The 12001-nt window shown below is 73.0% G+C and carries 9 protein-coding genes and 1 riboswitch; of the genes, 4 read left to right on the plus strand and 5 right to left on the minus strand.

What is annotated here, in order from left to right; genetic code table 11:
* Nucleotides 1-100: 100 nt before the first annotated feature.
* Nucleotides 101-1315, plus strand: coding sequence for an L-2-hydroxyglutarate oxidase (lhgO, locus tag IF23_RS0116355; protein ID WP_030284265.1), 1215 nt, complete (start codon nt 101-103; stop codon nt 1313-1315).
* Nucleotides 1316-1397: 82 nt separating this feature from the next.
* Here lhgO and IF23_RS0116360 read toward each other — a convergent pair whose 3' ends face one another.
* Nucleotides 1398-3389, minus strand: coding sequence for a PQQ-binding-like beta-propeller repeat protein (locus IF23_RS0116360; protein ID WP_157848016.1), 1992 nt, complete (start codon nt 3387-3389; stop codon nt 1398-1400).
* Nucleotides 3390-4162: 773 nt separating this feature from the next.
* Here IF23_RS0116360 and trmB point away from each other — a divergent pair.
* Nucleotides 4163-5068: a tRNA (guanosine(46)-N7)-methyltransferase TrmB gene (gene trmB, locus IF23_RS0116365; RefSeq protein WP_030284270.1), complete on the plus strand. Its 906-nt coding sequence runs from the start codon at nt 4163-4165 to the stop codon at nt 5066-5068.
* Nucleotides 5069-5142: 74 nt separating this feature from the next.
* Here trmB and IF23_RS34965 read toward each other — a convergent pair whose 3' ends face one another.
* Entirely contained in the window at nt 5143-6090 is a 948-nt protein-coding gene (locus tag IF23_RS34965) for a YDG/SRA domain-containing protein (protein ID WP_030284272.1), read from the minus strand.
* Between the two features lie 238 nt (nt 6091-6328).
* Here IF23_RS34965 and IF23_RS0116375 point away from each other — a divergent pair, with 238 nt between their 5' ends.
* A complete protein-coding gene (locus IF23_RS0116375) occupies nt 6329-6631 on the plus strand; it encodes a hypothetical protein (RefSeq protein ID WP_030284274.1) in 303 nt (100 codons plus the stop codon).
* Nucleotides 6632-6859: 228 nt separating this feature from the next.
* On the opposite strand, the gene IF23_RS0116380 is transcribed toward IF23_RS0116375, so the two are convergent.
* The 3 genes from IF23_RS0116380 to IF23_RS0116390 form a co-directional block, all read right to left on the minus strand.
* Nucleotides 6860-7984 (minus strand): protein kinase family protein, encoded by a 1125-nt coding sequence (locus IF23_RS0116380; RefSeq protein WP_037678356.1) that lies wholly within the window; start codon nt 7982-7984, stop codon nt 6860-6862.
* A 132-nt stretch (nt 7985-8116) separates the two neighbouring features.
* Nucleotides 8117-9058 carry an aldo/keto reductase gene (locus IF23_RS0116385; RefSeq protein ID WP_030284278.1) on the minus strand — a complete coding sequence of 314 codons (942 nt, stop codon included), beginning with the start codon at nt 9056-9058 and terminating at the stop codon, nt 8117-8119.
* 104 nt (nt 9059-9162) lie between these two features.
* Nucleotides 9163-10311, minus strand: a complete 1149-nt coding sequence (locus IF23_RS0116390) for a M23 family metallopeptidase (RefSeq protein WP_030284280.1) — start codon at nt 10309-10311, stop codon at nt 9163-9165.
* A 12-nt stretch (nt 10312-10323) separates the two neighbouring features.
* Nucleotides 10324-10468: riboswitch (cyclic di-AMP (ydaO/yuaA leader) on the minus strand.
* Nucleotides 10469-10861: 393 nt separating this feature from the next.
* Here IF23_RS0116390 and IF23_RS0116395 point away from each other — a divergent pair.
* Nucleotides 10862-11971 (plus strand): DUF2332 domain-containing protein, encoded by a 1110-nt coding sequence (locus IF23_RS0116395; RefSeq protein WP_030284282.1) that lies wholly within the window; start codon nt 10862-10864, stop codon nt 11969-11971.
* The last annotated feature ends 30 nt before the right edge of the window (nt 11972-12001 follow it).

Below are 12001 nucleotides of genomic sequence, written 5' to 3' on the forward strand. Positions count from 1 at the left end.
GTCATGATGGGGTAGGTCGTCGGGCGACGGCGAGCGGGCCGCGGTCAGGGGTGGCCCGCGTCGGGGGCGGTTCCCGCGTTCTCGCGGTTGGGGAGGTGCAGTGGCGGCGCACGACTGCGACGTGCTGGTGATCGGTGCGGGCATCGTCGGACTCTCGACGGCCCATGCCCTCACCCGCGCCGTACCGGGGCTGCGCGTGACGGTGCTGGAGAAGGAGTCCGGCCCGGCCCGGCACCAGACCGGCCGCAACAGCGGCGTGATCCACAGCGGTATCTACTACCCGCCCGGCTCCCTCAAGGCCCGCTACGCCCTCCGGGGCTCGGCCGAGCTGGTGGCGTTCTGCGCCGAGCACGCCATCCCGCACGAGGTCACCGGCAAGCTGATCGTCGCCACCGACCGCGCCGAGCTGCCCCGGCTGCACGCCCTCATCCAGCGCGGACGCGAGCACGGGCTGCCCGTCCGCGAGCTGGGCCCGGCGCAGATCACCGAGTACGAGCCGGAGGTCCGCGGCCTCGCCGCCATCCATGTCGGCACCACCGGCATCTGCGACTTCGGCGCCGTCGCCCGCACCTTCGGCCGCCTCGCCCGGGAGGCCGGGGCCACGATCGCGTACGGCGCCGAGGTGACGCGGATCGGGCGGCGCCCGGGGCGGGTCGCCGTCGCCACGGCGGACGGCACGGTCCACCGCGCCCGCGCCCTGGTCAACTGCGCCGGGCTGCACAGCGACCGGATCGCCCGGCTGGCCGGTGACGACCCGGGTATGCGGATCGTGCCCTTCCGCGGCGAGTACCACCTCCTCGCCCCGGAGCGCGCCGGGCTGGTGCGCGGTCTGGTCTACCCCGTCCCCGACCCGGCGTTCCCGTTCCTCGGCGTCCATCTCACCCGCGGCGTCGACGGCGCCGTCCACATCGGCCCGAACGCCGTCCCGGCCCTGGCCCGCGAGGGCTACGACTGGCGCACCCTGCGCCCCACCGAGCTGGCCGGGACCCTCGCGTACCGCGGCTCGTGGCGGATAGCCCGGCGCCACTGGCGGTACGGCGCGGGCGAGCTGCACCGCTCACTCTCCCGCCGCGCCTTCACCACCGCCGTGCGCCGTCTGCTGCCCGCCGTCACCGAGGACGATCTGCGCCCGGCGCCCGCCGGGGTCCGCGCCCAGGCGGTCCTGCCCGACGGCACCCTCGTCGACGACTTCCTCTTCGCCGACTCCCCCGGCATCGTCCACGTCCTCAACGCCCCGTCCCCGGCGGCCACCGCGTCGCTGCCCATCGGGCGGGAGATCGCGGAGCGGGTGACGGCGGTGCTGGACCGGCGCTGAACGCACAGGTGGGCGGTGCGGGCGCGGGGCCCGCACCGCCCACGCGGTGCTCATGGACGGCGGGCCGTCCGGCGGAGGGTCGTCAGTCGGCGGGGATGGGCATCGGGGAGCCGCTCGACGCCTTGTAGGCGCGGAGGAACGGCTGGGAGGTCGACACCGACTCCCCCTCGACGTACAGCACCCGCTCGTTGCCGTCCCACTTCATCGACATGTTCGGCGCGGACGGCAGATCGTGCTTCTCGGTGAAGAGCGTGCCCATCAGCTCCGTCTTGGCGTCCCGCAGCCCCAGCGACAGCAGTTCGGGGTCCTGCGTGGCGGGGTGCGAGGGGCTGCCGTGGGAGGCACCGACCGCGATGACGTGCTCTCCGTCGAGCGCTACGGCAGCCGCCCCGGACCGCTTCCACAGGCGCTTGCCGGTCTTCAGGTCGACGGCGGTCGTGCCCGCGTGGTTGCCGTACGTCGTCACCAGCACCTTCGCGTCCTGGTCGACCATGGTCGTCCGGGCTTCGAGGTCCAGCTCCGCGAGGTCGCCCGTCAGCTCGATGGTCTTGTCCGGCTTCGGCCGGCTCTCGGTGTCGAACGTCCGCAGCACCCGCTTGTCGTTCGGGCCGTTGCCGCCCATCAGGAGGACCAGCGGGTCGTCGGAGACGATGCGCTCGACCTCCAGCTTCTCGTTGGGGACGAACGCGTTGAAGCTGTCCAGCTCGTGCTCCTGGACCAGCAGCGTGCGGTGCGGCTTCGCCTTCGAGCAGTCGCTGACCCGCGCCAGGTACTCGTTGCTCATACCGAACGACGCGGTGCAGTCACCGGCGGGCCACTTGAGGGTCCACTTGCCGGCGCCGCCGGAGATGGCGTAGCCGGAGTAGGTGTTGCCGATGGCGGCCACGACCTGCTCATGGCTGATGCCGACGAGCGGGTGGTCCTCCGACTGGCGGCCCTTGAGGTTCCGTACCCACAGGGTGTGGCCGGACTTGGTGTCGAAGACGGAGAGGAACGAGCAGTCGCCGCCGCCGGAGTCGAAGACCGCGGCGCCGACGCCGTCGCCGTTCGGCTCCGCGGGCAGCGCGCAGACCTCACCGGCGCCCTTCGGCGCCTCCAGCTCCCATTCCTTCTTACCGGTCTGGTCGTTGTAGGCGCGGACGCCGTCCTTGTCGCCGTAGACGACGGCGCCGTCGGTCATCCACACCGACCGCATCCCGAGCTTCTCGTCGGGCGGGGTGGCGCTCTTCTTCAGATCGACGTTCCACATCTGCGCCATGGAGAGCGGCGGCCGCTGCTCCGCCCCGTCGTCGGAGGAGCCGCGCAGCAGGAAGTACCCGCCGGTGCCGAGCGCCACCACCAGGACGAACACGATCGCGAGGATCGCGGCCAGCGGTATCCCGCGCCGCTGCCCGCCCGGCGGCAGCGGCGCCCCCGGCACCCCGCCGGGCCCCGGCCCGAACGGCGCCCCGCCCTGCGGCGGCTGCCCGAACCCCTGCGGTCCACCGCGCGGCGGGAAGCCCGCACCGCCCTGCCCGGGAGCCATCGGGCCGCCGGGCGGCGGATACATTCCCGGCGCACCGGGCTGCTGACCGTACGCACCGGGGACGCCCTGGCCGGGGGCGTACGGTCCGGGGGCGCCGGGCTGTCCCTGGGGCGCGCCGTACGGGCCCGGGGGCGGCGGCGTTCCCGGGTGTCCCTGGGGCGCGGGGGGCTGCGGGGCGCCGGGCTGCCCCTGCGGCGGCACCGGCGGGGTGCCGGGCGCGGGGGGCTTGGCCATGGAGAGCTGCATGGTTCCGGCGGGGCGCGCCGGAGCCTGCTGGTCCGCAGCCTGCTGGTCCGCAGCCGCGGGCGGCTGGACGGCGGCGAGCTTCATGGTCCCGGCGGGGCGCGCGGGGGCGGATGCCTCCGGTCCCGGCGGGGGAGCTGCGGGGGTGGCGGGTGCCCCGGGGGTGGCCCCGGGGGTGGCCGGTGTGGGGGCGCCGGGGGCGGCGCCCGGCTGGCCCTGGCCCGGCGTCGCGGTGTCGGGCCGGGTCGGCCCGGAGCCCGGTGGCTCTTCCTGCGGATGAGCCCCGTTCCCCTGCTCCTGCGTCATTCCGACCGACCCCCTGGTTTGTTCGTTGTGGCGGCCACGCATCGTATGCAGCCCGCTGCACAGCGCGCCAACCGCCCCGGGGGTAGGCGCCGCAAGGGACAGGGGGCGTGCGGGCGCGGTGTGTGGAGGGTGTGGGGGAGGCGTGTTCGGACGGGTGGGGTGGGGCTTGGGCGGAAGGGGCGGGGCTTGGGCGGAAGGGGCGGAACGTGGCCACCGCCCTCGCCCGCCTCGGCCTGCGGTGGGGTTCCTGGGCGGCTGGGGGGAGGCGGCCGGGGCCTGGGCGGCCGGGTGGGGGAGCGGCTCGGGGACGGGGCCTGGGCGGCAAGGCCGGAGGTCAGCTAGGGCCGTCGACTCGGGGGGATCGGGGCCGAGGCGGCAAGGTCGGATCGTCAGCTAGGGCCGTCGGCTCGGGGTGGTCGAGGCCGAGGCAGCAGGGCCGGACGGTCGGCTCGGGCCATCGGCCCCGTACCCCCGCGCGAGGGCGGATGGTCGGCTCAGGCCATCGCCCCGCCCCACACCGCAAGGCCCGAACAGTCAGCTCAGCCCATCGCCCCCCCCCGCAAGGCCGAACGCCCCACCCCCGGAGGTAGCCCCCGGGGAGCCACCCACTCCCGACCGGACCGCCCGGCCGGGGGCCGATCACCCGCCGCTCACTGCCTGCTCACCGTCCGCCGATCGCCCGCTCACCGCCCGCTCACCGCCCGTCCACTGGCCGACGGCCCCGCTCATCGGGAACGCGTCCGGCCGCCCGGGGCCCGTAGAATCTCCGGACTGTGTCCGAGAATCCCCGCACCCCCGAGTCCGGCAGCCAGGAAACCAGCGTCCCGGAAGGCACCGCCCCGTACCGGGCGGACGGCGCCCCGGCCGACGGCGCTGGGCACGACGGCCCCGTGAACGACGGCGTCCCGGAGTCCGGCGGCGCCGAGGCGTCCGGCGCGACGCGGATCCGCCGCGACGGCCCGATGTTCCCCGACGGGAGCGGGCCCGCCGCCGACCCGGCCGGTGACCACCACGAACGCCGGATCCGCTCCTTCCAGCCCCGCCGCAGCCGCGTCTCGCCGAGCCAGGCCGCCGCGCTGCGACGCCTGTGGCCGGTGTGGGGCCGGGACATCGACGGGCTCTCCCGGATCGACCTCGACACGTTCTTCGACGGCCGCCCGGTCGTCCTGGAGATCGGCTTCGGCATGGGCGAGGCCACCGCGCAGATGGCCGCGGCCGACCCGGACACCGGCATCCTCGCCTGCGACGTCCACACCCCCGGCCAGGGCAACCTCCTCGCCCTCGCCGAACGGAACGGCCTGACCAACATCCGCGTGGTCAACGGCGACGCGATCATCCTGCTGCGCGAGATGCTCGCCCCCGGCTCCCTGGCCGGGCTGCGCGTCTTCTTCCCCGACCCCTGGCCGAAGAAGCGCCACCACAAGCGGCGCCTGATCCAGCCGGAGTTCATCGGCCTGGCCACCACCCGCCTCGCCCCCGGCGCCCTCGTCCACTGCGCCACCGACTGGGAGCCCTACGCCGAGCAGATGCTCGACGTCCTCACCGCCGAACCCACCCTCCACAACCTCCACCCCGACTACGCCCCCCGCCCCGACTTCCGCCCCCTCACCAAGTTCGAGGGCCAGGGCCTGGAGAAGGGACACGTGGTCCACGACCTGATGTTCCGACGGGGGGAGTAGGGGCGGGCGGCGCCTCGCCATCGCGTGGTGCCGAGGTGAGGGGTTCTGGCCTGAGGTCCCCTCACCTTTCTTCGTCAGCTTTTGTGGTCAATCGGCGTACTGAAACGGTCGTCCCAGCGCTGCCGATGGTGGCGCACAAACTCAACCTTTATTTCGTGCTCGCGCACCTTCTTCAGCTTGCCTTTGATCGTCCGGGTCAAACCATCGAGTACGTCAAGGTGATCGGAGAGCTGAAGCGCACCTCGATCAAACAAGGCATGGCAGTTAGCGCACAGGCAGAGCACATTTCCCAGCACATCCGGCCCGTTATGCGGCTTGCCCAGCGCCCGGATATGCGCGGCCTCGCTATACGCCTCGCCCTCAGGAGAGACCTGTAGGCGAGTCTCACACATTTGGCACGTATTGCCGTACATTTCCTTGACGGCGCGCACCACCTTGGAATTCCGCACCAGGCGCTGATACTCCACCGCACGGCGCACCTGCTCCTCGACGGGAGTATCTTCGATCGGCGGCGCTATCGGCTTCGCCTTGGGCGTCTCACCAGGCGCCAGCTTCACCAGCTTGAACTGGCAGACGAGAAAGCCTTCTTTCCCGACGGTCATCCAGTGGTCGGCCACCCGAAACAAGCCGCAATATTCATATCCCCCCATCGCCTTGCGTCGCTTCTTCCCCCTGATCTTCAGACCGCGAATGACGCGTACTGAGTTACCGCGCGCCTCGTTGAGCAGCAGTCCAGCATTTCCGGGAAATTCCATACTCTGGTCCGCATAGAGACGTCCCGTATCGCGGTCGCGACACCCCTCTCCGGTATAGACGATCTCTTCTTCGCCATAGACATCATCGAGATATCCACCAGAGAGGACGATGGAATCTACGCCACCCGAAGCAGTTCCCGCGATTCCCCTACCAAGGGCGCGATGCACCCCGGCTGCATGGAGCTCCGCGTGCCCCTTGAACCACTGCCCCTCAGATACCCCATCAGGGGCGCCAAAGCTAATGGGGGCCGACTTCTCCTTCACCATGGGTCGATCTTGCCAACCTGATGGGGGAATAGCACGCGTCTGCAAGCGATGTGCGCAGCGCCACATCTTTCTGGCGTCCAGCTCCTTGAGGATCAAGAGAATCAGTTGAGGAAACGAGTCGCGTTCTCCCCGATGTCGTAGCGCGCCGGGCAGCCCCTTCAGGTCCGAGGGGGCGGGCGTAAGGTCCAGCAACGAGACGGTTTATCAAACCCGTGAACGAGAGGCATGAGTGATGGCGATGGCAGGCATTCCGACAGCAGCAGTGGCCGCGACCGGTCTCGTGGGTGGTTACGCCGTGGCCCGGTGGACGAAGAAGCGGCCCCTGGGTGGGGTGGCGTTGGCGGCTGCCGGGGCGGTGGCGGCCAAGGGGTGGCAGGAGAAGGCCGGCGGGAAGGCCGCGGCGGCGCTGGGCGGGGCGTATGTGGCGGCGTTCGCCGGGTCGCATCCGCTGGCGAAGAAGATCGGTGCCTGGCCGTCGGTGTTCGCGGTGGCCGGTGGCATGGCGCTGGCGTCCTGGGCGGTGGCGGACCGGCGCGGGTGACCTCGGCGGGGTGGCGACCCAAGCGGACCGGCGCGGGTGCCCCGGCGGGATGGCGACCCAAGCGGACCGGCGCGGGTGCCCCGGCGGGATGGCACGGGTGCCCCCGGCGGGACGCCCCGGGCCGGGCACGGGCCGAAGGTCAATGGCCAGCGACCCACCGGAGCCCACGAACGGCACGCCCCACCAACAGCACACCCGCCCCGCGAGCCACCTCCCCCTCACCCCACCTCAGCCCCCTCCCCGCCTCAGCTCCCTCCTCACCTCGTCCCCCGGGAACCGTGTCCGTTTGGATTTCTCGATCAAGCGGCGGTGGAACTCGTCCAGGATCGTCGCGTGGGGGGCGTGTCGGTCGAGGAGGGTGGTGAGTTCGGGTGGGAGGGCGTGGGGGCGGGGGGCCGTGGGCCAGGTTTTCAGGAAGGGTTCCTGATCGAGGGCTTTGCGTACGGGGGCCGGGAGATGGTGGCGGAGGAGATGCCACGGTGCGTACGAGCGGTCGTACACGAGGTGGTCGGTGAGGAAGGCGGACTCCTCGGGGGTGAGGTCGAAGTCGCGGCTGAGGGCGAGGCCGAAGTCCGTGAAGTAGATCCGGTGGCCGTCGGTGAGCAGGTTGGCGAAGTGGGTGTCGAAGTGGACCAGCCCGTGGGCGCTCATGAACGCGGTGCCGCGTAGCAGTTCGCGCTCCGCCCAGAGGTAGGGCGCGCAGCCGCCGGGCTCCGCCCAGGCGCCCTCGCGGACGTCGGTGAACCGGTCCGCGAGCGTGCGGGGCAGGTGTTCCAGGAAGAGCACCAGGCTGGCGGAGGAGTTCCCGATGGCCTCCAGTCGGCGGCGTACCGCGCCGGATCCCTCCCAGTGGGCGACGGCCCCGTCGATGCCGCCGAACTCGTCGGCGAAGTCGGCCGGGGGCCGGTCCGGCAGCACGCGCCAGTGGTACAGGAGCGGGAAGCCTTGGTACGCGTCGCCCAGGACCCAGGCGGTGGTCATGAGGTGCGCGGCCAGCTCCCGCCAGGCGCCGAAGCCCGCCGAGCCGACCCCGTACTGGTAGTGCACGGGGAGGCCGAAGAGGTTGGCGGTGGAGCGGAGGTGTTCCGGGCGCCGTTCGAGGTCGGTCAGCGGGACTCGTTTGACGAAGACCCGGCGCCCCGCGACCGCCATCTCCGCTCGTCGGCCGCCGATGCCCGAACCCTGCGCCGGGGCGGCGGCCACCGCGTCGCCGAGGGCGCGGTCGCTCAGCAGGGAGAGCCGCGCGCCCACCTCCGCGTACGCCGCCCGACGCGCAGCGGGGAGCGGACCGGGGCCCGCACCCGATGCCCGGACCGCGTCCGCGTCCACGTCCGCGTCCACGTACCTGTCCATGGGCAGCTCTCCTCTCCCCCGCTCCCCTGCTCCCCTACGTAACCGGCCGCCCCGGCACCCGACACCGGGGGCGGCCCCCGTTCGCCCTTCCGCTCCCTCCGCCTCCTACGCCTCCTACGCCTCCTACGCCTCCTACGCCGAAGCCTCGTCCAGCAGGGTCAGTTCCTCGGTGGTGAGCCGGAGGTCCTGGACGGCCAGGAGGGCCGGGAGCTGGGCGGTGGTGCGGGCGCTGGCGAGGGGGGCGGTGACCGTGGGGCGGGCGGCGAGCCAGGCGAGGGCGACGGTGGCCACCTCCGCGCCGTGGGCGGCGGCGACCGTGTCGAGCGCGGTCAGGACGCGGACGCCGCGCTCGGTGGCGAGGTGGGCGGCGGCCTTGCCGGAGCGGACGCTGTCGACGTCCGTACCGGGGCGGTACTTGCCGGTCAGGAAGCCGGAGGCGAGCCCGTAGTACGGGACGGCGCCCAGGCCGTGGCGGGCGGCGACCTCGGACAGTTCGCCCTCGTAGGTGTCGCGGGAGACCAGGTTGTACTGCGGCTGGAGGGCGACGTAGCGGGCGAGGCCCTCGCGCTCGGAGAAGGTCAGCGCCTCCTCCAGGCGGGACGCCGAGATGTTGGAGGCGGCGATCTCGCGGACCTTGCCGGCCCGGACGAGGTCGTCGAGGACGGTCAGGAACTCGCCGACCTCCAGCGAGGTGTCGTCGTAGTGGGTGTAGTAGAGGTCGATGTGGTCGGTGCGCAGGCGGCGCAGCGAGCCCTCGACGGCCTGCCGGATCGTGGCGGCGGAGAGGCCCTTGAGGCCGGGGAGGGCGCCGACCTTGGTGGCGATGACGACGTCGTCGCGGTTGCCGCGGGCGGTGAGCCAGTTGCCGATGACGGTCTCGGACTCGCCGCCCTCGTTGCCCGGGACCCAGGCGGAGTAGACGTCGGCGGTGTCGAGGAAGTTGCCGCCGCCGGCGACGTACGCGTCGAGCACGTCGAACGACCCGGCCTCGTCGGTGGACCAGCCGAAGACGTTGCCGCCGAGGCAGAGCGGGGAGACGGAGAGCGAGCCGAGAGGCTTACGTGTGGTGGTCATACGGCCATTCAACACAGCTCGGGTCAGGGGCATTTCCCGGCTACGGCATCCGGGTGCACCGACCCGGGAGCGGCGCCGGGCCCCGGACTCCGCTCGGGGCCGCCTCAGACGTTCAGGCCCCGGGCCCGCAGCCACGGCATGGGGTCGATCGGGCCGCCGCCACCGGGGCGGACCTCCAGGTGGAGGTGGGGGCCGGTGACGTTGCCGGTGGCGCCGACGCGGCCGATGACCTCGCCGGTGGAGACCTTGCCGCCGGTCTTCACCATCGACGAGAGATGGCAGAACCACAGCTCCGTACCGTCGTCGAGGGTGAGGACGATGCGGTAGCCGTACGCACCGGCCCAGCCCGCCTGGGTGATGGTGCCGGAGTGGACGGCCTTGACCGGCGTGCCCGTGGGGGCGGCGAAGTCCTGGCCGGTGTGGTCGGCGGCCCAGCGGTCACCGGCCTGGCCGAAGCCGGCGGTGAGGGTGTACGAGGTGACCGGCAGCAGATAGCTCTTGGCCAGCTCGGCCAGGCGCGCGGCCTCGGCCTTCTTCCGGGCCTCGGCCTCCCGCTCCGCCTTGGCCGCCGCCGCCTTGCGCGCGGCCTCGGCGCGCTCCGCCTTCGCGTCGGCCACCGCCTCCTTGTGGTCGCTCGTGGCGGTCTGCTCCGCCCGGGCGAGCGCACGGTGTTCGGCGGCGTCCCGGGCGTCGCGCTCCCCGGCCTCCTGCTGGGTGTCGGCCTGCTGGAGGATGCGGCTGCGCAGCGCCTCCCCGGCGCCGGTGCCCTGCCCGTCCTCGGCGGTGAGCCCGGCGGACGAGAGCGGCGCCGCGGCGGTGGCGGGGTGGGACGCGTCGTCGGAGCCGAGCAACGGGCCGATGCCGGGCAGCGATTCGGCGTCCGGCAGCGCCCCGGTGACGTCGGAGGCGAGGGCGCCGATGTCCGGCATGGAGATCGGGACCGGCGGCTTGTCCTCGGCGGTCGCCATGCCACCGGCGCCGACCGCCGCGATCACGCCGACGCCGAGGACCGTGCCGCTGCGGGCGAGCGCGGAGCGCTGCTTCCCGACGCGGTGGCGGCCCCGGACGGAGCGCACGGACTCCTCGGTCGGGTTCCACTCACCGGGCTCGCCGTCCGCGTAGCCGTACGGACCGGGGCCCTCCGGGGCGAACGCGCCCGGGGCGAAGGTGGCCGTATCGGTCAGGGAACCGGGCAGATCCTGGGGGAGGTCGTGGGGGTACGGGGCCTCGGGGGCAAGCCTGTTGGACGCCACGGGGGCGCACTCCTTTCCTTCCTTCGCGCCTACCGGGTTAGCTGACGGGTTCGGAGCAGGAAGGTCTCCTACGGGCGGCCTCTGGCCGAGGCGTCCGATTCACCCCATGGAGGTGGTTCCCCGGTTCCCTCCGCGCCGCTCGGGGCGCCGGGTCAAAGGCAGGACACATCACGGCAGTTCACGAAATATCGGCGCATCGACGTGCGGGGAGGCGCCGTATGCGGAAGTGACCACCGGTGTGCCTGGGTGCCCGGCATACCTGAAGAGCGCGTACGGGATTCGGCGTGGGGGCACGGTGCCGCCTCTGCGACGGCTGGGACGACCGCGCTCCGTTATCGGACAGTAATAGAGATCGCGGCCGATTTCCAAGCGATCCCGCGAATCCACTCCGTACGACTACGGCTCTTGGCCAAGACTTTTCGGGGCAACGCACGTACAAACCGGTCGAGTTGATCGTCGTTCACGAAACGGCCTGCGGGTGATTGTGCATCACTTGTTATGCGGAGGGGTGCACATTCCTCACGCTCCGTGAGGGCAGTAGCGTCTGATCATGGTCGTCGACTTCGTCAACAACGCACCGGCCCTGGCAGCGCGCTACCGGGACTTCTCCTGGTGGGAGGCGCGGGGCCGGTGTGCGGCCCACGAGGAGCTGACGGCACGGATCGGGCACGACCGGGAGCTGTGCGAACTCCTCGCCGCGTCCCTCCCGGTGGGCAACAAACAGCAACCCAACCTCCTGCTGGCGGCCGTCCGCCACCTCGACGGGCCGCACGCCGAGCAGGGTCCGCGCGGGGAGCTGGCGTACGGGCGCTGGCGCGAGTGGACGATCCGGCACTGGGACGAGGTCCGGGCGGTCGTCATGAGCCGCTCCACCCAGACCAACGAGCCGGGCCGCTGCGCCACCCTGCTGCCCCTCCTGGCCCGCCTCCGCGGCCCGTTGGCCCTCCTGGAGGTCGGCACCTCGGCCGGCCTCTGCCTCCACCCGGACCGCTACCGGTACGCGTACGAGCCGGACGGCGTCTCCCCGGGGACGGCCGGGCCGGACGCGCCCCCGGAGGCGCACACCCTCGGCGCCCCGGACAGCCCGGTCACCTTCCGGTGCCGGATCGGGCGGGAGGACCGGGTGGCCGCGGCGGAGGCGGCGCCGCCCGCGCGGCTGCCGGAGGTCGTCTGGCGCGGCGGTATCGACCTCGCCCCGCTCGACCCGGTGGACGACCCCGAGGCGCTGCGCTGGCTGCGCTCCCTGGTGTGGCCGGGCACCCCGGAGCGCGCGCGGCGGCTGACGGCGGCGGTGGACGCGGTACGGGCGGCGCCGCGGCCCGAGATCGTCCGCGGTGACCTGGTCGAGGAGTTGCCGACGCTGGCGGCGCGGGTCCCGGCGGACGCCACGCTCGTCGTCTTTCACACCTCGGTGCTGCCGTATCTGCCGCCCGCGCACCGGGAACGGTTCGCCGACCGGGTGCGGGCGCTGCTCGCCGGGCGGCCGGGCGGCGGCCACTGGATCTCCCAGGAGCACCACTCCGTCACCCCGTGGCTGCCCGCCCCGACCGCCGACCGCCTCGCCCCGGACCACCGGGAGCAGCTGCTGACCCTCGCGCTGGACGACCGCCCGGTGGCGCTGACGGGGGCACACGGCCAGAGCCTCCACTGGGTGGCGTAGCGGTCCGCCCCCGGGGCCGTACCGGCGCGC

The organism is Streptomyces catenulae, assembly GCF_000718015.1.
In the GTDB taxonomy this organism is placed as follows: Bacteria; Actinomycetota; Actinomycetes; order Streptomycetales; family Streptomycetaceae; genus Streptomyces; species Streptomyces catenulae.